General features: G+C 73.5%; 20 protein-coding genes and 1 pseudogene. 11 read left to right on the top strand and 10 right to left on the bottom strand.

All coding sequences use genetic code 11. The annotated features are described in order from the left end of the window. Nucleotides 1–285: 285 nt before the first annotated feature. Nucleotides 286–876, top strand: a complete 591-nt coding sequence (locus ACIQNG_RS28130; protein WP_401488855.1) for a superoxide dismutase family protein — start codon at nt 286–288, stop codon at nt 874–876. Between the two features lie 60 nt (nt 877–936). On the opposite strand, the gene ACIQNG_RS28125 is transcribed toward ACIQNG_RS28130, so the two are convergent. The 4 genes from ACIQNG_RS28125 to ACIQNG_RS28110 all read right to left on the bottom strand — a co-directional run bounded on the left by ACIQNG_RS28125 (nt 937) and on the right by ACIQNG_RS28110 (nt 6,376). After that, on the bottom strand, nt 937–2,913 hold the full coding sequence (locus ACIQNG_RS28125) for an FAD/NAD(P)-binding protein (RefSeq protein WP_401489090.1): 1,977 nt from the start codon (nt 2,911–2,913) through the stop codon (nt 937–939). Between the two features lie 84 nt (nt 2,914–2,997). Then, entirely contained in the window at nt 2,998–3,660 is a 663-nt protein-coding gene (locus tag ACIQNG_RS28120; protein ID WP_401488853.1) for a flavin reductase family protein, read from the bottom strand. Between the two features lie 307 nt (nt 3,661–3,967). Further along, a complete protein-coding gene (locus ACIQNG_RS28115; protein WP_401488850.1) occupies nt 3,968–5,641 on the bottom strand; it encodes an alkaline phosphatase D family protein in 1,674 nt (557 codons plus the stop codon). 90 nt (nt 5,642–5,731) lie between these two features. Then, complete coding sequence (locus tag ACIQNG_RS28110) at nt 5,732–6,376, bottom strand: HNH endonuclease family protein (protein WP_401426458.1); 645 nt, start codon at nt 6,374–6,376, stop codon at nt 5,732–5,734. Nucleotides 6,377–7,275: 899 nt separating this feature from the next. Here ACIQNG_RS28110 and ACIQNG_RS28105 point away from each other — a divergent pair. Both ACIQNG_RS28105 and ACIQNG_RS28100 read left to right on the top strand, forming a co-directional pair. Beyond that, a complete protein-coding gene (locus ACIQNG_RS28105; RefSeq protein WP_401426460.1) occupies nt 7,276–7,857 on the top strand; it encodes a TMEM165/GDT1 family protein in 582 nt (193 codons plus the stop codon). A 252-nt stretch (nt 7,858–8,109) separates the two neighbouring features. Further along, a complete protein-coding gene (locus tag ACIQNG_RS28100; RefSeq protein ID WP_401488849.1) occupies nt 8,110–8,769 on the top strand; it encodes an HAD-IA family hydrolase in 660 nt (219 codons plus the stop codon). Between the two features lie 140 nt (nt 8,770–8,909). On the opposite strand, the gene ACIQNG_RS28095 is transcribed toward ACIQNG_RS28100, so the two are convergent. Continuing rightward, the gene (locus ACIQNG_RS28095) at nt 8,910–10,004 is read right to left on the bottom strand and encodes a peptidoglycan-binding protein (RefSeq protein ID WP_401488847.1); all 1,095 of its coding nucleotides are present in this window, start codon (nt 10,002–10,004) and stop codon (nt 8,910–8,912) included. 171 nt (nt 10,005–10,175) lie between these two features. Between ACIQNG_RS28095 and ACIQNG_RS28090 the strand changes: the two genes are divergently transcribed. After that, complete coding sequence (locus tag ACIQNG_RS28090; protein WP_401488845.1) at nt 10,176–12,254, top strand: MDR family MFS transporter; 2,079 nt, start codon at nt 10,176–10,178, stop codon at nt 12,252–12,254. Between the two features lie 100 nt (nt 12,255–12,354). On the opposite strand, the gene ACIQNG_RS28085 is transcribed toward ACIQNG_RS28090, so the two are convergent. Further along, nucleotides 12,355–12,789, bottom strand: coding sequence for a DUF1992 domain-containing protein (locus ACIQNG_RS28085; RefSeq protein ID WP_401488843.1), 435 nt, complete (start codon nt 12,787–12,789; stop codon nt 12,355–12,357). A 177-nt stretch (nt 12,790–12,966) separates the two neighbouring features. Here ACIQNG_RS28085 and ACIQNG_RS28080 point away from each other — a divergent pair, with 177 nt between their 5' ends. Beyond that, nucleotides 12,967–13,359, top strand: coding sequence for a hypothetical protein (locus ACIQNG_RS28080; protein WP_401488841.1), 393 nt, complete (start codon nt 12,967–12,969; stop codon nt 13,357–13,359). 12 nt (nt 13,360–13,371) lie between these two features. Here the strand turns inward: ACIQNG_RS28080 and ACIQNG_RS28075 are convergent, their stop codons facing one another. Then, entirely contained in the window at nt 13,372–14,043 is a 672-nt protein-coding gene (locus ACIQNG_RS28075) for an O-methyltransferase (RefSeq protein ID WP_401426475.1), read from the bottom strand. Between the two features lie 283 nt (nt 14,044–14,326). On the opposite strand from ACIQNG_RS28075, the gene ACIQNG_RS28070 reads away from it, so the two are divergent. Further along, nucleotides 14,327–16,378, top strand: a complete 2,052-nt coding sequence (locus tag ACIQNG_RS28070; protein ID WP_401488839.1) for a bifunctional glycosyltransferase 87/phosphatase PAP2 family protein — start codon at nt 14,327–14,329, stop codon at nt 16,376–16,378. Between the two features lie 449 nt (nt 16,379–16,827). On the opposite strand, the gene ACIQNG_RS28065 is transcribed toward ACIQNG_RS28070, so the two are convergent. Continuing rightward, nucleotides 16,828–17,772, bottom strand: coding sequence for a LysR family transcriptional regulator (locus tag ACIQNG_RS28065; protein WP_401488837.1), 945 nt, complete (start codon nt 17,770–17,772; stop codon nt 16,828–16,830). Between the two features lie 266 nt (nt 17,773–18,038). On the opposite strand from ACIQNG_RS28065, the gene ACIQNG_RS28060 reads away from it, so the two are divergent. The 3 genes from ACIQNG_RS28060 to ACIQNG_RS28050 all read left to right on the top strand — a co-directional run bounded on the left by ACIQNG_RS28060 (nt 18,039) and on the right by ACIQNG_RS28050 (nt 20,269). Further along, entirely contained in the window at nt 18,039–18,500 is a 462-nt protein-coding gene (locus tag ACIQNG_RS28060) for a cupin domain-containing protein (RefSeq protein ID WP_401489088.1), read from the top strand. Nucleotides 18,501–18,569: 69 nt separating this feature from the next. Then, a complete protein-coding gene (locus ACIQNG_RS28055; RefSeq protein ID WP_401488834.1) occupies nt 18,570–18,947 on the top strand; it encodes a hypothetical protein in 378 nt (125 codons plus the stop codon). Nucleotides 18,948–19,201: 254 nt separating this feature from the next. Beyond that, nucleotides 19,202–20,269 (top strand): LacI family DNA-binding transcriptional regulator, encoded by a 1,068-nt coding sequence (locus ACIQNG_RS28050; RefSeq protein ID WP_401488832.1) that lies wholly within the window; start codon nt 19,202–19,204, stop codon nt 20,267–20,269. 51 nt (nt 20,270–20,320) lie between these two features. Here the strand turns inward: ACIQNG_RS28050 and ACIQNG_RS28045 are convergent, their stop codons facing one another. Continuing rightward, nucleotides 20,321–20,683, bottom strand: a complete 363-nt coding sequence (locus ACIQNG_RS28045; protein WP_401488830.1) for a hypothetical protein — start codon at nt 20,681–20,683, stop codon at nt 20,321–20,323. Between the two features lie 174 nt (nt 20,684–20,857). Between ACIQNG_RS28045 and ACIQNG_RS28040 the strand changes: the two are divergent. Together ACIQNG_RS28040 and ACIQNG_RS28035 are read left to right on the top strand one after the other, a co-directional pair. Next, nucleotides 20,858–21,238, top strand: a pseudogene (locus ACIQNG_RS28040) (DUF6879 family protein); the annotation flags it as partial. A 25-nt stretch (nt 21,239–21,263) separates the two neighbouring features. Then, entirely contained in the window at nt 21,264–22,115 is an 852-nt protein-coding gene (locus ACIQNG_RS28035; RefSeq protein ID WP_401488828.1) for a helix-turn-helix domain-containing protein, read from the top strand. A gap of 786 nt (nt 22,116–22,901) precedes the next feature. Here ACIQNG_RS28035 and ACIQNG_RS28030 read toward each other — a convergent pair. Next, nucleotides 22,902–23,876 (bottom strand): acetylxylan esterase, encoded by a 975-nt coding sequence (locus ACIQNG_RS28030; RefSeq protein WP_401488825.1) that lies wholly within the window; start codon nt 23,874–23,876, stop codon nt 22,902–22,904. Nucleotides 23,877–24,312 lie beyond the last annotated feature (436 nt).

Raw genomic sequence — 24,312 nt, 5'->3', positions numbered from 1 at the left:
ACAGCGTACGCCGAGGGTGTGACAGAGGATTCACCGGGGGCTCGTGTGTTCGGCACACCACGTTCACCCGAGCGTCCACCGAGAGACCGAGAGACCGAGAGACCGACGGAATGACAGAACGACAGACCGACAGACCGACAGGACTGTAGACCGGCCGTCCGGGGCACCGTTCACCCGGCTGTCCCGTCCCGACGGGCGCTCGGTCCCTTCCTCCCGTAGCAACGGTAGGGAAGAAGCAGGGGGGAACGCCCGGAAGCGGGCTCACAGGTGAGGACAGTACCGATCATGGTGGCAGGAGTATGCGTCGGCGCGGTCGCCGCGGTCGTGTTGGCGGCCGGTGCGGGCAGCGCCTATGGAGCGGGTGGCGGCGCGGATCCCGGAACGGCCGTGCCCGAACGCGAGCGGGGCTATGTGATGCGGACGGACGCCCGGTTCGCCCCGCCCGCCGCGCTCGTCCCGTCGGCCGCGGTGACGTACGACGAGACGTTCGTCCCGGCCGGGGCGTGGATCGAGGTCGGGCAGAGCACCGCGCCCGACGGCGCCACGAGCGTACGGCTGAAGGTGCGGGGCGTGAAGCCGGGGCACAGCTTCGGGGTCCATGTGCACCAGAAGCCGTGCGCCGCCGACCCGGCCGCGGCCGGCGGGCACTACCAGCACGTGAAGTCGACCGACCCGCACCAGGCCAACCCGGACAACGAGGTCTGGCTCGACTTCACCGCCGGGCCCACCGGCTCCGGCGACGCGTCCGCCCGCCACGACTGGGGCTTCCGGCGCGGTGAGGCGTCCTCCGTGGTGCTCCACGCCGAGCCCGGCAACCACGGCTCGCGCGTGGGCTGCTTCACCATCCCGTTCGGCTGGACCGCGGGCACCGCCTGAACCCCGCCCGACCACAGGCTCAGGCACCGATGAGGCGTCCTTCCCACCAGGAGGGGCGCCTCACCCCTCCGCGACGGAAACAGACACAGGCGCAGGCACCGGCACCGGCACCCGCAGTGCCGCCCGTGCCACCGCGTCCGCGTCCGACAGGGTCACCGAGTCGACCCCCGGCCGCGCCCCCGCCGCCGTCACCCAGTGCACCCCCTCCGTCGGCACCCCGAACGCGAACCGCCGGGTGTGGGCGACTCCGTGATGGTCCAGCAGCCGGTACGGCCGCGGCGTCACATCCAGGCCGCCGGTCTCGTAGCCGTCCACGACATGCGCCCGGCACCGCCCCTCCGCCAGCAAGGCGGCGAGCAACGGGTCACCGGTCCGCCGCAGGTCCGGTTCCGGGAGCCGCGCCTCCACCAGCGAGGTCACCCGCACCGCGGAACCCGGTACGTCGGGGGAGTGCGCGACCCACGCCCCCCGCGCGCACCGCACCTGGAGGCGGGGCCCCAGCACCTCCACCACCCCGGCCGCCACCAGCGCGGTCAGTTCCTCGATCCGGCGCCGGGGCGGGCCGATGGACAGGAACGCGTTGAGCGGGGTGTACCAGCGGTCCAGGTGATCGCGGCGCGAGGCCCCGGCCAGGCCCCCGTGGTCCACCACCAGCCGCAGTTCGTTGCGCAGATCCCGCAGCACGTCCAGCGCCGCCTTCAGCGGCCCGCGCACATTCCCCAGCCCGGCCTGGACGGCGTCCGCCCGCAGATGCCCGAGCAGCCACGCGCGCCACTCGTCCCGCCCGGCGAAGCGGATCCCGTCGTACGGCCGCGCGATCCGCTCCCACGACCACCGCTCACCCACCCCGAAATCCGCCCGCACCCGCGCTTCCCCGGGATCCCCGTACGGCACGGACAGATACCGCTCGGCGAACTCCCGCCGCCGGCCCGCCTCCGGCACCAGCGCCTCGTGGAAGACGGTCTCGACCTCCTTCGCCACCAGCGGCCAGATCTCCGCCAGGAAGTCGGGGGCGTCCCCGGAGTCGGCCCGTTTACGGAAGCCCGAGACGACCTCCGGGGTCAGCACCCGCGGCAGATGGCGGCCGTAGGCGCCCTTCTGGTTGTCGCCGCGCGCCTGGTACGGCACCCCGCGCCGCGACCCCGCGAACAGCCGCGGCTCCCGCCCCGAGGGCACATACCGCAGCCCGGCCCCGGAATCCCGTACGAACCGCCCGCCCCGGCCGGTCGTGAGCAGCGCCAGATGATCGAAGAAGTTCAGCCCGAGCCCGCGCAGCAGCACCGGTTCGCCGGGGGCCAGCGGGGCGAGGTCGACGTCGGCCGGATTGGCGGGCGGGACGTGGTGCAGACCGCGGGCGGAGGCGTACGACGACTGCGCGCGCTCCTCGTCCGTCGCGGTGAGCGGCAGATGACCCTGGGCGAGGACGACCGCGCTCAGGCCGCTCAGCACCCGCCCGTCGTCCAGCGTCAGCACCTGGCCGCCGCCGGGGCCGTCCGCCAGCCGGACCGCACGGGCGGTGTGCGGCTCGACGTGCACGGCGGGCGGTGCCTCGCGGACCGTCCGGGCGAACACCCACTCCAGGTAGCGGCCGTAGTGGGCGCGGGTCGGGTACTCGTCCGGGCCGAGCCCGCCGGCCGCCCACTCGTACAGGCTCGGGCCGGGATGGATCGGGCCCGAGCAGTCGACGCTGTCGTCGGTGAACAGCGTGACCTGGGAGGCGACGGTGTTCATCAGGAGTTCGGCGGACTGCTCGGTACGCCACACACGGCCCGGGCCCGGCGGCGCCGGATCGACCACATGGACCGTCAGCCGGGCGCCGGGCGGCAGCAACTCCGGAGCGGAGGCGCACAGTCGCTCCAGCACACTCGTGCCGCGTGGACCCGCGCCCACCAGGGCGACGGAGACATGGGGGGTCGGCACCGCGTTCGATATGGACAAGGGGGTGACTCCCGGGGCGTATGGGGCGCGTTCGGAGCTGTGTCGCAGCACTGCCGTACGGCAGTCGACCGCCCGTTGGAAGCGGACGGCCCGCCTCATCATGCCGTCGGCCGCCACCGAAACCAACGCACGCCCCACACGTCGCAGTTGTCCGCGCCTCCTCCCTCACCTCCTCCCGTGCCGTCAGGTGGGCTCCTCGACCGTGCGGGGTGTCTGGGTGCGGTAGGAGTGGCCGAGTTCCGGGCCGAGGCCGAAGTAGTGGCGGAAGTTGTAGACGAGGGGGCTCCAGGCGGCGGGGTCGATGTGGTCGGTGCCCGGGACGACGATGCGGGAGTCGGCGTGCACCCTGCGCACGCCGGCCTCGACGATGACGAAGTCCCCGGAGGCGTCCGGCCGCACCTGCTCGGCGCGGGCCTCCAGCTGGATCGGGCAGCCGGCGACGCGAGGCGGCCGGACCAGATCGGAGGGGATGCCGGTCAGGCCCGCCGCCGCGAACTTGTCCGGCTCGTAGCGGCAGCCCTCGGGCTTGCCGGAGGGCACCGGGTGGCGGCCGGTCAGCGGCGCCAGCCGCTCCACGGCCGGCCATTGGTCGGGGGCCGGCAGGCTGATGACCAGGTCGGGGCGGCTGCCCAGGTTGTACGCGGTCTGCCCCGTACGGCCCAGTCCGATCACGATCGTCCGCCCGAGGGCCCACGCGGACGATATCGGGGCGAGATTGAAGGAACCGTCCTGGTTCTCCGTCGACAGGAGCACCACCGGCGTCCCGAAGTACAGGATGCTCGGCTCGATCCGGAGGTGGGTCGCGGCGGTCTGGGCGGGCAGGTCGCGGGGAGGTGCCGTTCTCATGGCGGCAGCCTAGGATCCGGTCGCTTCGGCCCGCGCCGAAGTGTCCCGGGGCTGGCTGCCCGCCCGGGCCGGACCGCCCGTCACGCGCTCGCCTGTCCCGGCCCGGCCGCCCGCCGCGCGCTTGCCCGTCCGGGCCGGACCGCCCGTCACGCGCTCGCCTGTCCCGGCCCGGCCGCCCGCCGCGCGCTTGCCCGCCCGGGCCGGACCGCCCGTCACGCGCTCGCCTGTCCCGGCCCGGCCGCCCGTCACGCGCTCGCCCGCCCGGGCCCGGCCCCCCGCCGCGCGCCCGCCCGTCCCGGCCCGGCGGTCAGCTCTCCGTCAGTACGGACTCCCGCACCGTCACCAGCCGGGGCGCGGCGCCGGACGACGCCGGCTTGGCCTGTTCCAGGCGCAGGGTCGCGGCGCGGCCCCGCAGGACGAGGGTCATCAGCTGGTTGCCGAACCACGGGCCGCCCGTCTTGCGCCAGTCGATGGACGGGCGCGGGATCCCGCCGTGCCCGGCGAAACAGCGGCCCAACCGGCGGGCGACCGCGCTCCAGCCGAACCGGAAACCGGCGCGGATCGACAGCGGGATGGAGTTGTGCACGGGGGAGCAGGTCAGCTGGAGCACCCGGGCGTCCGGCCCCCCGCGCGCCCCGCCGCGCGCCCCGCCCGCGCCCCCGGGCCAGGTCGGCTCGGCGATGTACGCGTGGTGCACATCGCCGGAGAGCACACACACCGTCGCCGGCGCGTCCGGCCCCGACCCCACCTCGGCGATCAGCGCGGCCAGCGCCTCGAACGACTCCGGGAACGCCGCCCAGTGCTCCAGATCCCCCGCCCGCCGCACCTTCTCCCCGAACCGCGCCCAGCGGGGCCCCTTGTCGCCCCGGCACAGCGCCGCGTTCCACCCCTCGGCGTCGTGTACGAGGTGCGGCAGCAGCCAGGGCAGGGAGGTGCCGATGAGGAGATGGTCGTAGGAGCCGGGCGCTTCGAGCGCCTGCTCGCGCAGCCAGTCCGCCTCGCCGGGGTCGAGCATCGAGCGGCTGCCCTCCGCCAGGACCCGGGCCGCCCGGGTGTCCACCATCAGCAGCCGTACCCGGCCGAAGTCGCGCCGGTAGCTCCAGCGGACGGCGGCCGGATCGGCGTCGGCCCGCGCGGCGAAGGCGCGCAGCGCGTCGGTGCCGTCGGGGGTGGCGCGCACGGCGGCGTAGAGCGGGTCGCCGGCGAGTTCGGCCGGGGTGAGATTGCCGAGGTGCTGATGGACCCAGTACGACATCAGCCCGCCCAGCAGCCGCTCCCGCCACCAACTCGTCGCCCGCATGTCGGCGAGCCAGGCCGCGGAGGTGTTCCAATCGTCGATCAGGTCGTGGTCGTCGAAGATCATGCACGAGGGCACGGTGGACAGCAGCCAGCGCACCTGGGGGTCGAGCCAGGACTCGTAATAGAGGTGGGTGTACTCCTCGTAGTCGGCGACCTGTTCGCCCGGTGGCTCGGCGAGGTCGCGGCGGGCGGACAGCCAGCGGCGGGTCGGCTCGGAGACCTCGTCGGCGTAGATCTGGTCGCCGAGGAGCAGCAGCACGTCGGGGCGTTCGGCGGCCGGGTCGGCGGCGATCCGCGCGGCCAGGGTGTCCAGCGCGTCCGGCCCGACCGGATCGGGCTCCCCCTCGGGCGGCGCGGCCCAGCGGCAGGAGCCGAAGGCGACCCGGACGGTGTCGTCCGGGAGCGGGGTGCGGATGGTGGAGGGCGGGAAGGGGGAGTGGGGCGGCGGCCAGGCCCGGACGCCGTCGAGCAGCACCTCGTACGCCGTCTCCGTGCCCGGCGGGAGGCCGGTCACCGGGATCAGGGCGTAGTGGTGGCCCGCGATCTGGAAGGTGCGGGAGGTGCTCGAGGAGCCGTCCGCGCAGCGCACCTCGGCGGTGCACGGACGGCTCGATTCGACCCATACGGTCGCCGAGGTGCCGTCGGCATGTCTCAGCAGTGGTCCGAGGCGCAGTTCCGCCATGTGATCGCCCGCCTTCTGTCCGGTGGCCCGTACGGTACGGAACGACGGAGGCGGGTGGGGCGGTTCCGGGCGGGTCGTCGTCCGGGAGGGTCAGCAGGCGTTGAGGTAGCTGGTGAGGGCGGTCTTCTCGGCGGAGTCGACGGAGAGTCCGTAGTAGTACTTCACCTGGACCCAGGCGCGGACGTAGGTGCAGCGGTAGTCGGTGCGGGACGGCATCCAGGTGGCCGGGTCCTGGTCGCCCTTGGCCTGGTTGACGTTGTCGGTGACGGCGATGAGCTGGGGGCGGGTGAGGTCGTTGGCGAACGACTGGCGCCGCGAGGTGGTCCAGGAACCGGCCCCGGAGTCCCATGCCTCGGCGAGCGGGACCAGGTGGTCGATGTCGACGTCGGAGGCGGCGGACCAGGTGGCGCCGTCATAGGGGGAGTACCAGCTTCCGCTGGTGGCGGCACAGGAGGAGTCCTGGACGACACCCGTGCCGTCGCGCTTGAGGACGACCTCGCGGGTGTTGCAGGCGCCGGACTGGGTGATCCAGTGCGGGAAGAGGTCCCGGTCGTAGCCGGTGCGGTTCTCGGTGGCCACGGTGAGCTGGGCGAGATAGCCGCGGGCGGTGGCGGCGCTGACCGGGGTGGGCAGAGCGGCTGCGGCGTGGGGGGCGTTGAACAGGGCCGCGCCGGAGATCAGGGCGGTGACGGCGGCGGCCAGGCTGAACCGTCGACGCGCGTAGAACCTGGGCATGCGAACTCCCTCGGGGGATGGGGTGTCGGTGGGTGTCGGTGGGTGGGCGTGGGAATGCTGTCGGTGGGGTGTTGCGTACGGGTGTTCGTCCGGTGAGAAGTTAGTGACACGTGCATGACACCCACAAGATTCGATACGGAACTTTCTGCTCCGGCTGGTGTGCGTGGACCCGCCAGGTCCGCCCGCCCCCGGACGGCGGGACACTTCGCGCGGGGCGGGGTCGAGTGCGGCGGGGGCGGGGGTTTTGCGCGGGGCGTGGGTGCGCCCCCGGGCGCGGAGTCCCGCGCGGGGCGGGGTCGAATGCCGCGGGGGTGGGGATCGCGCGTGGGGCGGGGACGGGCATTTCGGGGCTGGGGGTCTCGCGCGGTGCGGGGCTGAGTGCCGCGGGGCGCGGATCGGTGCGGTGCGCGGGGCTAGTGCGGCGGGGGCGGGAATCTCGCGCGAGGTGGGGGCGGGGATCGCGCGTCGGGGCGGGGGCGGGCACCCGGGGCGGGACCCTGCGCGCGTCGGGGCGGGGGCGGGCACCCGGGGCGGGACCCTGTGCGCGTCGGGGCGGGGGCGGGCGCCGTCGGGGTGGCACTTCTCACGCGGGGCGGTCCGGGGAAGGTCGCGTACCATGGAGGGCGCAGAAGGGGAGTAGCTCTTCGCCGGACCGTCGACATACTGCTCAGCCCGTGAGGGCCGAGCCGGCGCCCGGAGGCGGAACACGATCGCCCGCGTCAGCGCGGCGCGTGAATCGCGGTCAAGCACCGCGACGGTGTCCTCGCCAGCGAGACCTTCGGCAAGCAGTGCACGCCCGTGCCCTACGGCACGGGTGCAGCGTGTGCTGTCCTGCCGAGGTGTTTCGTACGCGAGACGCAGCACTCTCGGTGGGGTGGCCCCGACCGATTGAGGATCCCTTGATCAGCTTCACCGTGACGGCCGTCGTCTTCGGCGTCGTCTTCCTCGCGGAACTCCCCGACAAGACCGCACTCGCCGGGCTGGTCCTCGGCACCCGCTACAAGGCGTCGTACGTCTTCGCGGGCGTGGCGGCGGCGTTCGCCCTGCATGTGGCGCTGGCCGTGGCGGCGGGCAGTGTGCTGACCCTGCTGCCGCAGCAACTGGTCTCGGCCATCACCGGCGTGCTCTTCCTCGGCGGTGCCGCGGTGCTGCTGCTGAAGAAGGACGACGGCGAGGAGGAGATCCGCAAGCCGGAGAACCAGTCCTTCTGGAAGGTGGCGGGCGCGGGCTTCATGCTCATCCTGGTCGCCGAGTTCGGTGACCTGACCCAGATCATGACCGCCAACCTCGCCGCCCGCTACGACGACCCGCTCTCCGTCGCCCTCGGCGCGGTGCTCGCCCTGTGGGCGGTGGCCGGCCTCGGCATCGTGGGCGGCAAGGCCCTGATGAAGCGGGTGCCGCTGAAGCTGATCACCAGGGTGGCGGCACTGCTCATGACGGGGCTCGGCGTGTGGAGCCTCTGGGAGGCGGTGACGGGCTGAGGTCCGCCGCACCCGCCGGGTGACTGTCCCGCCGGAACCGGTTGAACACCGGATGAAGAGGGAGGGGGCCACTGGCGGGATGCCGGATTTATTTTGTACCGTAGAGAAACAAACTGGCTCCGCCCGTTTTCCCTGACCGGCGGGCGGGGCCGGCTTTTCTTCTGCCTTCCGCTTCCTCCTGCCCCCTCCTTCCCTCTCCTTTCCCCTTCCTCCCTTTCTTCCCCTTCCTCCCTCCGTGCCTTGGAGCTGCCGATGCCGGCCAAGACCGTGCTCACCGCCCGCGCCCTCCTGCTCGACATGGACGGCACCCTCGTCAACTCGGACGCCGTCGTGGAGCGGATCTGGCGCCGCTGGGCGGACCGGCAGGGGCTGGACGGCGACGAGGTGATGAAGGTCGTGCACGGGAGGCAGGGCCACACCTCGATGGCCCTGCTGCTGCCGGAGCGGCCGATGGAGCGGAACATCGAGGACAACGCCCGGATGCTCGCGGAGGAGACCGCCGACCTGGACGGGGTCGTGGTGGTGCCGGGCGCGACGGAGTTCATGGCGTCCCTGCGGGGGCTGCCGCACGCGCTGGTGACCTCGGCGGACGCCGCCCTCTCCACAGCGCGCATGGCGGCTACGGGGCTTCCGCTGCCGGACGTCCGGGTCACCGCCGAGTCCGTGGGCGCGAGCAAGCCCGACCCCGAGGGCTTCCTGAAGGGCGCCGCCGAACTGGGCGTCCCGGCCCAGGACTGCGTCGTCTTCGAAGACTCCGGCGCGGGCATCGCAGCCGCCCGCGCCGCGGGCATGCGCGTGGTCGGCATTGGCCCCCGCGCCGCCGCCCACGCCCCCGACATCACCGTCCCGGACCTGACGACCACCCGGGTGACCCCCACGGCCGACGGCCACCTCCAGCTGCACATCACCTGAGCCGGGCACGGGCCCGCATCGCCAACCCCCTGAAGGGGCGCGGGGAACTGCGCGCCCAGCCCACCACCACCCGCACCCGCACCCACAACGCATCGCCCACCCCCAACACACCGCCCACCCACAACACACCCGGCCGGAGGCTACGGCTCGGCGGTCTCCCCCTCCAGCGCCGCCCGAGTCGCCTCGTCATACACCCCGTAGTCCTCGGCCCCCACCCCCCGAGCCCACTGATACGTCCGCACCGCGTTCTCCAGTTCGCGCCCGAAGTTCCCGTCCGTCTCGCTGACGTACAGCTGCAACTGCCCCAGCCGCTGCTGGAGTTCGGTGACCTCGGACCCCCGGTCACCCCGCCGCAGCACCGCGGAGGAGCCGTCGGGGCCCGACGGCGACCCCGAGGCGCGGCTGGGCGACGACTCGGGCGAGCCGCTGGCCGACGTCGACGCGGACGCCGTGGCGGACCGGCTCGCCGACGCGGACGCCGACGGGCTCGCGCTCGCCGACGGCGGACCGGACGTCGCCGAGGGCGAGTGAGAGGCCGGCCCCGTGGTCTCCGGGGTCGCGGACGGCTCGGCATCCTCCTCCGGCACCGACGCCCGTACGTCCTCCGGCATCGCGGTGTCCCGGGACGGCTTCTCGTAGGAGAACACCCCGCTGGCGAACCCGGCCCCCGCGAGCACCGCCACCACCGCACCCCCCGCCGCGATCAGCAGGGCCTTCCGCCGCCGACGCGAAGAACTCCCCGCCCCCGGGCCGGCCGCACCCCCCACACCACCTTCACCAGCCCCTCCGGCTCCTCCGGCCCCACCGGCCCCACCGGCTCCCTCCACGCCACCAGCCCCACCGGCCCCCTCCACATCACCGGGCCCCGGCCCGAACGCCTCCACATCCGCCGGGGACGGCACCGACACCCCCTCCCCGACCCGCCCCAACCGCATCGTCGCGTCCGGCTCCACCCCGGGCCCGGCCACCGGCCCCACCACAGGCCCAGCCGCAGGCGTCCCCGCCCCCGCCCCCGCCCCCGCTCCCGTCCCCACCGCGGACGCGGCCCCGCCCTGCTCCAGGTCGATGTACGGCCTGATCCGCAGCGGATCGAAGTCCTCCGCCGCGGCCTGCTCCGCCGTACGGGCGTCCCGCAGGGCGTCGGACGCCCGGCGGCCACACGCGCACGCCGGGGTGTTGTCCGGCCCGCGGGTCGCCCCGCATTCCGGGCAGTTGCGCCCCTCCGTGTCGACCACCTGTTCGTCCCTCCTAGCGACTGCGGAACTGCCGAAATTATGCAGATCTCGTGGAGGCCGTTTCCGGTGAGCCCCCGGATTCACGGCGGAACATCACATTCCAAAGGGACTCGACAGGCCATAACCGGTCACACCGCTCACGATGGAGGGAGGTGAGCGGCGGGAGGTCGGATGGCGGAGGACGCGTACGGGGTGACCGGCAGCGCGCGGGACCTGCCGACGCCGCCGCCCGCCGGCGACGGGCATGTCGCGCCCAATGTGCTGGTCTCCATCGGCGCCCTGCTCCTCGGCATGCTGCTCGCCGCCCTCGACCAGACCATCGTCTCCACCGCGCTGCCGACCATCGTCAGCGACCTCGGCGGCCTGGAGCACCTGTCCTGGGTCGTCACCGCCTATCTGCTGGCCTCCACCGCCGCCACCCCGCTCTGGGGCAAGCTCGGTGACCAGTACGGCCGCAAACGGCTCTTCCAGATCGCGATCGTGATCTTCCTGGTCGGCTCGGCGCTGTGCGGGATGGCCCAGGACATGTTCCAGCTCATCGCCTTCCGCGCTCTCCAGGGCCTCGGCGGCGGCGGGCTCATGGTGCTGTCCATGGCGATCGTCGGCGACCTGGTCTCCCCCCGGGAACGCGGGCGCTACCAAGGGCTGTTCGGTGCCGTGTTCGGCGCGTCCAGTGTGCTCGGGCCCCTGCTCGGCGGGCTGTTCACCGAGCATCTGAGCTGGCGCTGGGTCTTCTACATCAATCTGCCGATCGGGATCGTCGCGCTGATCGTGATCGCCACCGTGCTGCATCTGCCACGCCGCTCGCAGCGGCATGTCATCGACTACCTCGGTACGGTCCTCATCGCGACCGTCGCCGTGTGCCTGGTGCTGGTCGCCTCGCTCGGCGGCACCACCTGGGCGTGGGGCTCACCGCAGATCGTCGGGCTCGCGGTGGCGGGCGTGGTCCTCGCGGTGGTGTTCGTCGGGGTCGAGCGCCGGGCCGCCGAACCCGTACTGCCGCCGAAGCTGTTCCGGATCCGTACCTTCACCCTCGCCGCGGTCATCAGCTTCATCGTCGGCTTCGCCATGTTCGGCGCGATGACCTATCTGCCGACCTTCCTCCAGGTGGTCCAGGGCATCACTCCGACCATGTCCGGCGTCCACATGCTGCCGATGGTGGTGGGCCTGCTGCTCGCCTCCACCGCCTCCGGGCAGATCGTCAGCCGCACCGGCCGCTGGAAGGTCTTCCCCATCGCGGGCACCGGTATCACCGCGCTGGGCCTGCTGCTCCTGCACCAGCTCGACGAGAACAGCTCGACCGCCCTGATGAGTGTCTACTTCTTCGTCTTCGGCCTCGGCCTCGGCCTGGTCATGCAGGTCCTGGTGCTGATCGTGCAGAACGCGGTGGCCTACGAGGATCTCGGCGTCGCCACCTCCGGCGCGACCTTCTTCCGCTCCATCGGCGCCTCCTTCGGCGTGGCCGTCTTCGGCTCGATCTTCGCCGGACGGCTCGGTGACCGTCTCGCCGACGCCTTCCGGGGCGTCCCGCTCCCCGCCGGGGCCTCGGTCGACGCGCTCAAGGCCGACCCGCACGTCCTGGCCCTGCTCCCGCCCGCCATGCGGCAGCCCGCGCTGCACGCGTACGCCTCCGCCATCACCGACGTCTTCCTGTACGCGGCGCCGGTCGCGCTGCTCGGGTTCGCCCTGGCCTGGTTCCTCAAGGAGGACCGGCTGCGCGGCTCGGTCACGGCACCGGACGCGACCCAGACCCTGGCCAGCAACCCGGTGGAGCGGTCGTCGTACGACGAGGTCTGCCGCGCCCTGTCGGTCCTCGGCACCCGCGAGGGCCGCCGCGAGGTCTACCGCGACATCACCGCGCGGGCCGGCTACGACCTCCAGCCCGCCGCGAGCTGGATGCTGCTGCGGATGAAACGGTACGGCGCCGTCGAGCCGGGCCGGCTGGCCGAGCACGGCCCGGTGCCGCTGACCGTCGTCCTGGAGGCGGCCCGGCAGATCGAGACCCGGCGCCTGGCCCGGCGCGAGGGACTCGACCTGATCCTGACCGGGGAGGGCGTCCAGGTCGCCGAACGCCTCGCCGGTGCCCGCGAGGACTCGCTGTCCCGGCTCCTGGGCGACTGGTGGGGCCCCGACCGCCCGAGGGACCTGGTCCGCCTGGTGAAGGAGCTGAACGACGAGCTGTGCGGATCCCGCAGCGAACAGCCGGGCGAGCCGGACGGGACCACGGACCGCCCGGGCCGGCCCGGGTGACCGAATCGCACCCGCACCCCCCACCCCACCGACCTACCCCACCGATCTAGGCGACCCCACCGGCCAAGGCGACCCCACCGGCCAAGGCGACCCCACCGATCTAGGCGCCCCCGACCCCTTCGCCGCGCTCCCGCCGCTCAAGCCGCTCCCGCCGCTGACGCAGAACGTCCTCCACGTCGTACGGCTTCTTCCCGAGGGGTGGGCCCGGGGGCGGGCGGAGCAGCATGTCGCCGATCTTCGCGTTGACCTTCTCGATGATCCGCCGGGCCCGGTACTCCGAGGGGCAGTCCAGGGCCGCCTCCAGGGCGTCCTCCGCCTCCTTGCGCAGGGCGAGCGCCGGGGGCAGCACCGAGAAGCCCTCCCGTGCCATCTTCCGCTTGATCCACCACAGTTCGTCGTACGGCTGCTCGACCTCGCTCGGCAGCGGCTTGCCCGCGCCGGCCAGCCCGGAGAACTCGCCCCGCTCCTCCGCCTCGCGGATCTGGTGATCGATCCAGGACTCGAAGCTGACTCCCGGTGGCTTTCGCTCGGTCATGAACCCATTGTGCCGGACACCACCCGGCCGGGCGATTTATCATGCGGCGGCGGCGGTCAACGGACCACCGCGCACAGCCGTTTCGCACGGCGAGGACGGATCGGGCGGCGAGTGCGTTCCGGACGGCGGGCAGGTCTCGGCGGACGGCACGCGAGCCGATGTTCACAGGGGGCGTACGTGCTCGAACTCACCATGGCCACCGTGTCCGGGGCCGACGCGGGGGCCACGGCCGGGATGCAGATGGCCGACGCGCCGAGCGAGCCGGGCGCCGTGCTGCGCGTGGGGCGCGATGCCGCCGTGTGCCGGCTGGTGTCACCGCAGGACTGGCTGTTCGTCTCCCGGGTGCATCTGGAGTTCCGGTGCGGCCCCGAGCGCGGCTGGCAGGTGACCTGGCTGCGCGGCTCCCAGGCCGAGCCGTCCTCGGAGGTACGGCTGATCGTCGGGGAGTACGCGCAGCCCCTCGTCTACGGCGGCTCCGTGGCGCTGCCCAGGGGCGGCAACGGCGAGTTGACCATCCGGGACCGCACCGCCCCGCGCAGCGTCAACGTGGGCTTCTACCACGAGGTCTGACCGGCGGGTTCCTCACGCCAGGACCCGCGCCAGCGCGAACCCGTCGTACCCCTTCACCCCGACCGTCTGGATCGCCGTGCCCGTCAGCCTCGGATGCCCGGCGATCAGATCGAGGGCGGCGCGGGTGCCCCGTACGTCCTCGGCGGTGCTGTCCGCGTCCACGACCCGGCCGCCGCGGACGACGTTGTCGAGGACGATCAGACTGCCCGCGCGGGTGAGCTTCAGGGCCCACTCCACGTAGTGCGGGTTGTTCGCCTTGTCCGCGTCGATGAAGACCAGGTCGAAGGGGGGCGGGTTCTCGTCGGCGAGCCGGGGCAGCGACTCCAGCGCGGGCCCGACCCGTACGTCCACGAGCGCGTCGAGACCCGCGCGGGCGATGTTGCGCTCGGCGACCTCGGCGTGCCGCGGGCTGTACTCCAGGGTGACCAGCCGCCCGTCGGACGGGAGCGCGCGGGCCAGCCAGATGGTGCTGTAGCCGCCGAGGGTGCCGATCTCCAGGATCGCGCGGGCGCCCTGGATCTCGGCGAGCAACTGGAGCAGCTTGCCCTGCGGGGCGGAGACCGCGATCGCCGGGAGACCGGAGGCGTCGCTGTCGCGCACGGCCGCGCGCAGGGGGTCGTCGTCGGGGGAGAGACGGGCGGTGAAGTAGGCGTCCACGGCGTCCCAGGTCTGCGATTCGCTCATGCGAGGTGCCTTTCGTGGTTCCGGCCGGCGTCGTCCTTGGATTGTCCGCCGCCCATGGTCCGCCGGGGTGGATTCCGCCCCGGTGTGGATCAGGTGTGAGTCAGGCCCCTCCCCGTGGCGGCGGGGGAACCCGGCGCCAGTATCGTCATCCGGACAAAAGAGGAGCGGACGTCAGGTGAATCAGGGGTAGCCTGCGTCTCTCCCGGGGGCGGTGTGAGCCTCACAGGGAATGACCCCACGCACCTGACGCGTGGGGACGGACGGGGCGGGAGGCCGACGAGGCGTGGCGAATGCGGAACACAGCGGGCGACCGGCGGAGGCGTTCGCGCCGACAGCCTGCGGAACGGCCGGCGCGCGGCTGCGGTACGCGCGGCTCGGCCTGTGGCTGGTGGCCGCGGTCCTCGCCGTACGCGAGATGGCCGTCGTCCTCAGCACCCCGCGCGGCGAGCGGCTGACCGACCTGGAGACCTGGGTGGGGACCAACGGCGTCCTGCACGTCGAGGGCTCGCTGTACGACACCACCCGCTTCACCGGCACCCCGTTCAGCGGGCTGGTCCTCAAACCGCTGACGCGCGCCGCCGAGCAGGCGCTCGGCTGGGGCTGGACCTTCGGCACCCTGCTGCTGGTCGCCGCGCTCGGCCTGGTCGCCGCCCGCGCCCTGCCGCAGCCCGTCAGCCGCCGTACGTCGCTGGTCGCGGCGCCCGTCGCGATCGTCCTGCTGATGGTCTCGCTGCCGGTGCGCAACACCCTCTGGCTCGGCCAGACCAGCATCATCCCGGTCCTGCTGGTGCTGCTCGGCTGTTTCGCCGTACGGGGCCAGCGCGCCAGCGGGGTGCTCATCGGTCTGGCGGCGGCGCTCCAGCCCACGGTCCTGCTGTTCGCCCCGCTGCTCTGGTTCACCGGCCGCAAGCAGGCCGCCGCGACGACCGGGGTCACCTTCGCCGCGACGACCGCGCTGGCGTGGGCGGCGATGCCGCAGGACTCGTACACCTACTGGGTGCACCACATGGCGGGCACCGGGCTGGGCGGCGCGGCCGACGACCTCGCCAACCAGTCGCTGCACGGCGCGCTGCTGCGGCTCGGGCTGAACGGTCCGCTGGAGATCGCCCTCTTCCTGGTGCTGGGCGCGGCCGTCGCGTTCCTCGGGGTGCGGCGGGCGGTGCGGTACGCGCGGGACGGGCAGTTGCTGCTGGCCGTGGCGATCACCGGCTGTGCCGCGATCGCCGTGTCCCCGACGACCTGGCAGCACCAACTGCTGTGGGTGCTGCTCGCGGTGGTCGGCCGGGTCGGCAAACGGGCCTCCGACCGCTATGTGTGGCCGGTCGCGGTCGTCCTGGTGATGACGCTGCCGACGAAGATGATGCTGCCGGACATCGAGGCGCTGTACCCGCTGCGCGACAACGTCGTCCTCCTGGCCGCGCTGGCCGCGGCGACGTTCGTACCGTTCCTGTCCCGTACGTCGCCGCACTACCGGACGCCGATCCCCACCCAGTACGCCGAACCGGTCCCGGGCCGCTTCCCGTGGATCCCGCTCCTGCCGTTCCTGCGCCGGGTCCTCACCCGGCCGAACCTGCTGCTGGAACTGCTGCTGATCCGGGTCACCTACGCCGCCTACCAGCAGGTGCGGCTGGCGGCGACCGGCGGCACGATCTCCGGCGGCCGGGAGCGGGCGGAGGCGCACGGACAGCAGATCCTCGACATCGAACGTGTCCTGCGCATCGACATCGAGTACGCCGTCAACCACGCCGTGGTGAAGATCGACTGGCTGCGGGGCTTCTTCGACTTCTACTACACGTCCTTCCACTTCGCGGTCCCGCTGACCGTGCTCGCCGTCCTGTACTGGCGCCGCCCGGTCGACTACCGCTGGGCCCGCACCTCCCTGGGCATCACCACCCTGCTCGCCCTGATCGGCTTCTGGGCCTATCCGCTGGCGCCCCCGCGCCTGATGCCGGAGTTCGGCATCATCGACACCGTCCACGGCGTCCAGGACTTCTCCCAGCCGGACTACGGCACGCTGACGTCCCTCACCAACCAGTACGCCGCGATGCCCTCGCTCCACTTCGGCTGGTCCCTGTGGTGCGGTCTCGCCATCGCGATCGTCGCCCCCAAGCTGTGGATGAAGGCCCTCGGCCTGCTGCACCCCCTCTTCACGGTCGCCGCGATCGTCGCCACCGGCAATCACTGGGTCCTCGACGCGGTCGGCGGCGCGCTCGTCGTCCTCGGCGGCTTCGCCCTGACCTACGTCTTCCAGGGGCCGCGGGCCCGGACGGTGACGGCGCTGACGGACCTGTCCGAGAAGAAGCCGGTGCTGGCGGAGGCGGGCCCCGGGAAGTAGGCGGGGCCGAATGCCACTGGCCGCCGGCATGCCGGTGTGAGGGGTGTACGCGGTGTTCCCGGTGTTCCCGGTGTTTCCGGTGCTGCCGGTGCCGGTGCCGCAGGTGCCGTGGGCGGGTGAACGCGGGGAGGGGGCGGCGCTGGTGCAGTTGCTGCGCACCCGGCGCCTCCAGGACGCTTCCGGAGAGGTTCTGGCGGCCGGGCGGTCGGGCGGTCGGGCGGCTCGCCGTGCGCCGGTTCGAGTCGGAGGTCCGGCCCCGACCTGCACCGGCTGCTCCTGGACCAGCGGGTCTCGTCCGGCGGGGTCTCGTCTGGCGGGGTCTCGTCTGGCGGGGCTCGTCCGACGGGCCCTGCGCGCGGCCACCCGCCCGGCGCGTGTCGAGCGCGCGGACGGCGCCAGCGCCGGGACCTCCACCCTGAGGATCGGCCCGGCGGCACGCGAGCAGGCGCTCAGCGACGGGGCGCGGCTCTCGTGGGGCGGGGTGAAGCGCCCGCGGCCGGTGACGTGAGCGGACCGCCCGCGGCCGGTGACGTGAGGTGCCCGCCCGCGCGATACGCGGTGGCCGCCAGGGCGGCGAAGGAGGCGACGAGCGGGTTCGCGGCGCCCGTGTTCCAGGCGACGACCACACGGCTCGGCGCCATGTCGGCCAGCGGGACGACGGCGAGCCCCTCCGGCGGCTCGTGGCCGAGCGGGGTCATCCCGACCGTGCCGTTCCACAGGACGGCCTGTCTGCACTCCTCGACCGCGCGGACCACCGGCCCCTCCCGGTGCGTCCCGCCGTGCCAGTACGACTGCCAGAGCCGGTCCGTGTCCTGCGGGAACCTGAACCAGCGGCGGTCCGCCAGTTCGGCCAGCCGCAGACTCGCACGGTCGGCGAGGAGATCGTCGGCCCGCAGCAGCGCCCCGACCGGGTCGGCCCCCACCTCCCGAACCGTCAGCCCCGTCTCGTCGAACGGCCCCCGGGTCAGGGCGACATCGACCGCCCCGGCGGCCAGTCCGCAGGTGGGATCGGTCAGTTCGGCGTCCCGGATCACCACCTCGACCCGCGGGTGCCGCCGCCGGTAGGCGTGAGCCAGCGCCACCGCACGCGGATCGGTGCCGTCACCCAGCAGACCGACGGTGAGGGTCGCGGTACCGGCCGCCTCGGCGACCCGCACCCGGGTCCGAGCGGCCCGGTCGAGCAGCGCGCGGGCCTCACCGAGGAGCACCGCGCCGACGGGGGTGAGCGTGACCCCGGCCGGGGACCGGTGGAGCAGCGTGGCCCCGAGGTCGGCCTCCAGCCGCCTGATCGCCCGGCTCAGGGGCGGCTGGCTCATGTGGAGCCGGGCGGCGGCCCGCCCGAAGTGCAGTTCCTCGGCGACCGCGACGAAGTAGCGCAGCGTGCGTAGTTCCACGCCGGGACGATACCCGTACGGTATCGGGGCGCCGGAACAGGTCTTGGACAGCCGTGGGCCGTCGGCGGTGGGATCGGGACATGACCGAAGAACCGAACCCCCGCGAACGGACCGCCGACGGGACGCACTCACCGGCGAGGGCCGGCGTGCCGGACGGCCTCGGCGGCCCCGACACCCCCCACCCTGCCGACCGAAACGCCCCCGCCCCCGCCCCAGTTCCTGCCCCCGCCCCAGTCCCCGTCCCCGTTCCCGTCCCCGCCGTCTCGGTGGTGGGCCCCGGCGAGGGGGAGACGATCGTCCTGGGCACCACGCGGATGCGCGTCCTGGAGGACGGCGGCACCACCGGCCACCGCCTCGGCGTCGCCGAGTCCGTCCTCGCCCCCCACACCCCCGGACCCGCGCAGCACCGGCACGCCCGGCACGACGAGGGCTTCTACGTCCTCTCCGGTTCGGTGCGCTTCACGGTCGGGGACCGGACGTACGACGCGGCGGCGGGCACGCTGGTGATGGTTCCGCCGGGCGCCCCGCACACCTTCGCCAATGTGACCGACCGACCGGCCGTCATGCTGAGCCTCTTCACGCCGGACCTGTATGTGCAGTACTTCCGCGACCTGCGCGACCTGATGGCGGAAGGCGGCCCACCGGCAACGGAGGCGGCCCTCCGGATCATGCGCCGCTACGCCACGGAACCGGCCGGCGAGGCGTCGGCTGTCCGTGGGCCTGCCTAAGATCACCACCGCGCGGCCCGAGCACCCCCCGCCTCATCCTCCGACCGCCCGCGCAGAGGAAGGAACACCATGGCACTCGACCCCACCCTGGTCGTCGGACGGCTCTTCGAGGAACTGGCCGCCGAGAACTTCGACTTCACGATCACACTGACCGACGGCGAGGATCCGGACCGGTGGGTGCAACTGCGGGCCGGTTCGATCAACATCCCGTACCCGTACGGCGACCCCCCGCAGGAGACCCTGCCTCCCATGGACCTCTTCGGCACGGTGACGTGGAGCGTCGACAGTTGGGAACCCGGCCGCTACGCGACGATCGACTGGGGCGTCGACACGGGCCCCGCGCGCGAGGACGAGCGACGGGTCCTCACGAGGCTCCTCACCCGGATGCTGGAGACCTACCACGGGGTGCCGGTGGACTCGGGGCGGTGGATGGTCGAGGAGGAGTGACCGGCCCCCTCCGGCCCGCCCCCTTTCCGATCACGCCTCCGATGCACCCCTCCGATGCACCCCTCCGATGCACCCCTCCGATGCACCCCTCCGATCACCTCGCCCCGTCCTCGGCCGAAAAGCGCTGCTTGCCCGTTGAGCTGGTCAAGACCTAGGGTGAATGCGCTTTCATTTCACCGTCCCATCCACACTTCGCTTCGATACGCGCCTCCCATCGAGCGCGCGCCGCACTGAGCACACGGGGGTATGGCCCGATGAGTACCGCTCCGACGGTCTATGACGTGGCGGGGCGGGCCGGTGTCTCCATCGCCACCGTCTCCCGCGTCTACCGCAGCCCCGACAGCGTGCGCGCGGGGACCCGTGAGCGGGTGCTCGCCGCCGCCCGGGAACTGGGCTACGTGCCCAGCGGCAACGCCCAGGGGCTCGCCAGCCGCTCCACCGGCGTCCTTGGGCTCTGCTTCCCGGACTACTCCGACCCGGACACGGAGGCCGCCGACGCCGAGGACGACGACGCGGCCATGATCTACTTCGACCAGATCATCCGGGGCATGGAACGCGCCGCCCGCCGCCACGGCTACGCCCTGCTCATCGCGGCCTCCCTCAAGGACGGCCCGGAGAGCCTGGCGACCAAGGTGGCGGGCCGGGTGGACGGCTTCGCCGTGCTGGCCCGTACCGTGCCGCTGGCCGAGCTGGAGGTCATCTCGCGGCGGCAGCCGGTCGTGATGCTCGCCGGCCCCCGCGAGGGCGGGGAACGCCTCGACCACCTGGACCACATCGAGGTCGCCAACCACGCCGGTCAGCGCGAACTGACCCGGCACCTCCTCGCCGACCACGGACTGCGCCGTCTCGCCTACGTCGGCTTCGCCGAGGACTCCCCGGACGTCGAGGCCCGCTTCCGGGGCTTCCAGGACGCGTGCCGTGACGCGGGCGTACCGGTACGGGACGAGCCGGACCTGCGGGTCGCGATGATGACCCAGGCCGAGGGTGCGCGGGCGGCGGACGCGCTGTGCGAACGGGGCGGGCCGCTGCCGGAGGCCCTCGTCTTCGCGAACGACCAGATGGCCGTCGGCGCCCTGCACGCCCTGGAGCGGCGGGGCCTTGAGGTGCCGGAGGACATCGTCGTCACCGGCTTCGACGGCATTCCCCTCAGCCGGCTGGTCCGCCCGGCCCTGACCACCGTCCACCAGCCCATGCTGCGGATGGGCGAGGCCGCCGCCGACCTCCTCGTCAGCCGGCTCAACGGCACCAACACCGGCGACCCCGAATCCCTGGTCCTCCCGGTCACCCTCGTGCGAAGGGGAAGCTGCGGCTGCCACGACTGACCGGGCGGGCCGGGCCATGGGCGACGGGCGGTTCCTGTCCCTTCCGGGTCGTCACGGGCGTACGCCTTCCCGGATGAGCCGGTAGAGGGCGAGCCCCGTCCCACAGCTCCCGGCGTCGTCCACGCACTGCTCGCAGCGCGGGGCGTGATCGAGCAACGCCTGGTACGCCCGCCGCCCGGCGTGCGCGCGGCACGCCCGGGGGAACCAGTGCACCCCGGTGACGCGCTCACCGAGATCGACAGCACTCTCCGCCGTGAGCGGCTCCTCACCGGCGTCCCACACACAGACGGCACCCCGCGCCTGGTCGGCGGTCAACGCGTCGAGCGGGGGCACGCCGATGTGGTCGAGCACCGTTCGGGGTGCCTGTGCGGCGGGGAGAGGGTCCACGTGGGGAGCTTCGGATGCGGTCGTCATGCGGAGGACCGTACGAACGGGGCGTCGACGCCCGCGATGCGGTGTTCTCGAATGTTCCGGAGAGCCGACCGGATGTTCCTCGGTGGTCTCCCGAAGGGGCCGGGGAAGGGTGTGCGGGATGTCGGGCCTGGTGATGCTGGAGGGAACGCGACCCGGCAGTGAGGGAGAACGACCGTGCGGCGGATCCGGTTCAACGGCACCGACAGCAAGAACGGCGGTTGCCCGGCGGTGCACGAGGACCTCGACAGCGGTGAGATCCTCGTGCAGGGGCGGCCGGTCACCGACCCCGAGGACATGGCGCAGCTTCAGCACCTGGGCCCTGGCGATGCCGTGGTGGCCGTGCCGCGCGCACTGCTCGTCAACCACGGTCCGAAGCAGTCGGAGCGCGTGCCCGAGCTGATCTCCCTGGAGGAGTTCGGCCGTCTCTTCGAGACCTTCGAGCATGCGGCGTGGCACCTGGAGACCCGCCGCGGCTACGCCTCGGACCGTGAGGATCCCGGCTTCGCGGAGTTCCTCACCACCGGCGGCGTGCCGTGCGACCTGGACAGCGACTGGTGCGCGAAGGAGTAGAACCACACCGGTGAGTACGGACTGGCAGCAGGCACGCGAGGCCCTCGGGCGCCGACTCAAGGAGCTGCGCCTCTCGGCGTCCGGGGGCCGGCTCACCGGAACGCTGCTCGCACAGCGGCTCGGCTGGCCGCACTCCAAGGTGTACAAGCTGGAGGGTGGTCGGCAGACCGCAGTGCCGGAGGATCTCCGGGCATGGGCGGAAGCCGTCGGCCGACCCGAGGTCTTCGGCGAACTGGAGGCGCGGCTCAAGGGGTTCGAGTCCCACATCCGGTCATGGCGCCGTCAGCTCCGGGAGGGGCACCGCCCGGTGCAGGACACCTGGAATGCCGCCGTCGACCGGGCCCGGGTGATCCACGCCTGGGAGGAGTCCGTCGTCCCGGGCATGCTCCAGACCGCCGACTACGCCCGGCACATCTTTCTGCGGTACGCCGACCTCCAGGGCACCAAGCGCGACACCGAGGCGGCCGTCCGCTCCAGGATGGAGCGGCAGAACTGGCTGTACCAGGGCGGCCGGCGCTTTCACGCGCTGGTGTGGGAGGCCGCGCTCCACGCACGCGTCTGCCCGCCCTCTGTGCTCGCCGCACAGTTGGACCGGCTGATGGGACACGTCGGGATGGACACCGTCGACCTCGGGGTCATACCCCTCGGTGCGCCCCTGAAGATCCCCGCCGCGAACGGCTTCTGGATCCTCGACGGCCGTCTCGTCATCACGGAGGACTGGCACGCCGAGCTGTGGCTCGATGACGACGAGACCGTGGGCTCGTACCGGCGTGTGTGGGAGACGCTGCGCGCGTCGGCGGTGCATGGCGCGGACGCGCAGAACGTGATCAGCCACGTCCGCCGCGGCCTGCACCTCCGGTAACCTCCGCGACCTGGGTGACTCCGGTGATGACTCCGGTCGCGGGCTGGAGGGCCTGCCTCTGGCCCGCCCCTCCACCTCAGACACCCGCGGTGACCCCCGCACTCCGGGTGGTGCCGGGGTGGCCCCGGTCCGACGCGAAGGGCCTGTCCCTGGCCCGTCTCCTCACCTCGGACGCTGGCGGTGGCCGCCGTGGGCTGGGTGGCCGCCGGGGTGGCCTTGGTCGGGGGCGGGTGCGTGCCTCTGGTCCGTTCCTGACCTCAGATGCCCGGGGTAGCCCCGGCGGGCGGCCTGGGTGGTGCCGGGGGTGATCCCGGGTCGGGGGCGGAGGATTCACCTCTGGTCCGTCTCTTCACGTCAGAGGGCTGCGGTGGCCGCCGCAGCTTGGGTGGCCGTCGGTGTGGCCCTGGTCGGGGGCGGGGGGCCTGCCTCCGGTCCGTTTCTGACCCCAGACGCCCGTGGTGGCCCCGGCGGCCCGGGTGGTGCCGGGGGATCCCGGGTCGGGGGCGGAAGGTTCGCCTCCGGTCCGTCTCCTCACGTCGGAGGGCCGCGGTGGCCGCCGGGGTGCCCCTGGTCGGGGGTGCGGAGGGTTCGCCTCCGGTCAGTTCCTGACGCCAGATGCCCGGGGTAGCCGCGGCGGGCGGCCTGGGTGGTGCCGGGGGTGATCCCGGTCCGACGCGAAGGGCCTGCCCCTGGGCCGTGCCCTCACCTCGGACGCCCGGGGTAGCCCCCGTACTCCGGTGGTGCCGCGGCGGCCCCGGTCCGACGTGAAGGCCCCGCCCCCACCCCTCACCCCAGCCACCGCCCGAAGAACCCCGTCGTCGCCTGCTCCAGGCCCCGTCGCTCCGTCGCCTCCCCGGCATGGGGGAAGTGCCCGGCCGTCAGGACGTACAGGTCGCGCGGGCCCGCGAGGGCGTTGTGCACCGCGAACTGGCCCGGTGGCGGGACCACGGGGTCGAACAGGGCCGGAGCCGTCAGGACCGGGATCCGTACCCGGGTCGCCGCCGTCGCGGCGTCGTGGAGGGCCAGCACCTCCACGATCTCGGGGCGGGTGCGGTGCAGGCGTCGTACCGCCTCGCCGCTGCCCGCGCAGGGGAGGGTCAGGCGCAGAGGGTGGTTGCCGAAGGTCGGGACCGTCAGCCGCGCCGCCCTGAAGCGGTCGTCCCAGGGCAGGGCCAGCGCCCCCAGGCCGCCGCCGAGACTCTCGCCGAGATAGCCGAGGCCCCGCCCCACCAGCTCCGGGACCAGTTCCGTCAGGGCCGTCGCCGCGCACCACAGGTCGGCCACGCAGTCGCCGATGACGTAGGTCTCACGGCTCCCGATGCCGTGCAGCACATGCTCCTCCGACCACTCCGGCACGTCCGCGCGCCGGCTCCGCCCCGGCATCCCGGTCACGCACGGCAGCAGCGCCGCCGCGTCCGGCAGGGGCAGCGGCAGCGCGTCGGCGACGTCGTCCCGTCCGCCGTAGCCGTGCCCGATCACGAAACCGTGCCGCACCGGCCGCCCCGCCTCCGGCAGCACCAGCCAGCCACCGCACCGGCCCGCGACCGAGCCGTACGACACCTCGTGGACCCGCACTCCTGCCCGCTCCGCGACCAGCGCCCCGAGCCGGGGCTCCGGCGCCACCCGGGCCGCCGCCTCGAACCGGGCCCGCCAGAACGCGTCGAAGCCCTCCGGCACGGGCGGCGCCGGTACCGCGAGCAGCGCGTCGCGGGTCAGGCCGTACGTCGGGTCGAACGGGAAGTCGTGTGCGAACTCCGGCATGCCGCCGACCCTAGGGCCTGTCGTCCGGATCGGCCCAGCCATGAGAAACGGTGCTGCTCGGCCGGACCCCGCGACGCCGGACCCCGCGACCCAGGGACCCCCGCGACGCCGGACCCCCGCGCCCCCGCGACCCCGCGACGCCGGGCCGCCGCGACCTCGCGACCCCGGGACCCCCGCGACGCCGCGACCTCGCGACCTCGCGACCCCGCGACCCCGCGACGCCGGGCCGCCGTGACTCCGCGACCCCGGGCCGCGACCCCGGGCCGCCGAGACGCCGGACCCCGCGACGCCGGACCCGCGACCCCGGACCCCGCGCCCCCGCGCCCCCCGACCCCCCGACCCCCGCCCCGTTATGGTTTCCGCGGTCCTGCAATAGGACCGCTGGCCTCCGGGCCCGGCATGACTTTTGCCCCCTGTCGAACGGATGACCTGGGGG

Source organism: Streptomyces sp. NPDC091377, from assembly GCF_044757045.1.
Taxonomy (GTDB): Bacteria; Actinomycetota; Actinomycetes; order Streptomycetales; family Streptomycetaceae; genus Streptomyces.
The sequence above is the reverse complement of the archived record's forward strand: the minus strand, read 5'-3'. Positions and strand labels throughout refer to the sequence as shown.